Raw genomic sequence first — 560 nt, 5'->3', positions numbered from 1 at the left:
TTTTTAATTTCGCGCTAATGCTACAAACAGCGATAAATCGCCATCCCTTTCACATTAACACTATCAGCTTTCCAAATTTTTAAAGAGCGGGCTTAAAAAAGCCAAAGATAAATTCTGCATTTATCTTTGGCATCTCTTACCAGTGCATGTATCAACTCAAAAGAGAAGATGTAAATGGTGGAGCTATGCGGGATCGAACCGCAGACCTCCTGCGTGCAAGGCAGGCGCTCTCCCAGCTGAGCTATAGCCCCATTTACATGCAGTCAAACAAATTTACGTTAAAACAAAATCTTCGTTTAGGAGAAAACTAAGATTTTGGTGGGTCAGAGTGGACTTGAACCACCGACCTCACCCTTATCAGGGGTGCGCTCTAACCAGCTGAGCTACAGACCCAACGTAATTTGCTCTTTCTTTACGACAAGCATATCTGTGTGAACACTCAACAACTATCAAGTTAGTCGTATAGGTAAGGAGGTGATCCAGCCCCAGGTTCCCCTAGGGCTACCTTGTTACGACTTCACCCCAGTCATGAACCACACCGTGGTAAACGCCCTCCCGAA

General features: G+C 45.0%; 2 tRNA genes and 1 rRNA gene. All 3 read right to left on the bottom strand.

Annotated features, from left to right (window positions below):
• Positions 1–175: 175 nt before the first annotated feature.
• Positions 176–251: transfer RNA gene (locus L2740_RS21415), tRNA-Ala, on the bottom strand.
• A 65-nt stretch (positions 252–316) separates the two neighbouring features.
• Positions 317–393 (bottom strand) — tRNA-Ile (locus L2740_RS21410).
• Positions 394–467: 74 nt separating this feature from the next.
• Positions 468–560: ribosomal RNA gene (locus L2740_RS21405) — 16S ribosomal RNA — on the bottom strand; the annotation flags it as partial.

This window comes from Shewanella pneumatophori (assembly GCF_023283895.1).
Classification (GTDB): Bacteria; Pseudomonadota; Gammaproteobacteria; order Enterobacterales; family Shewanellaceae; genus Shewanella; species Shewanella pneumatophori.
This window is presented reverse-complemented; position numbering and strand designations above follow the sequence as displayed.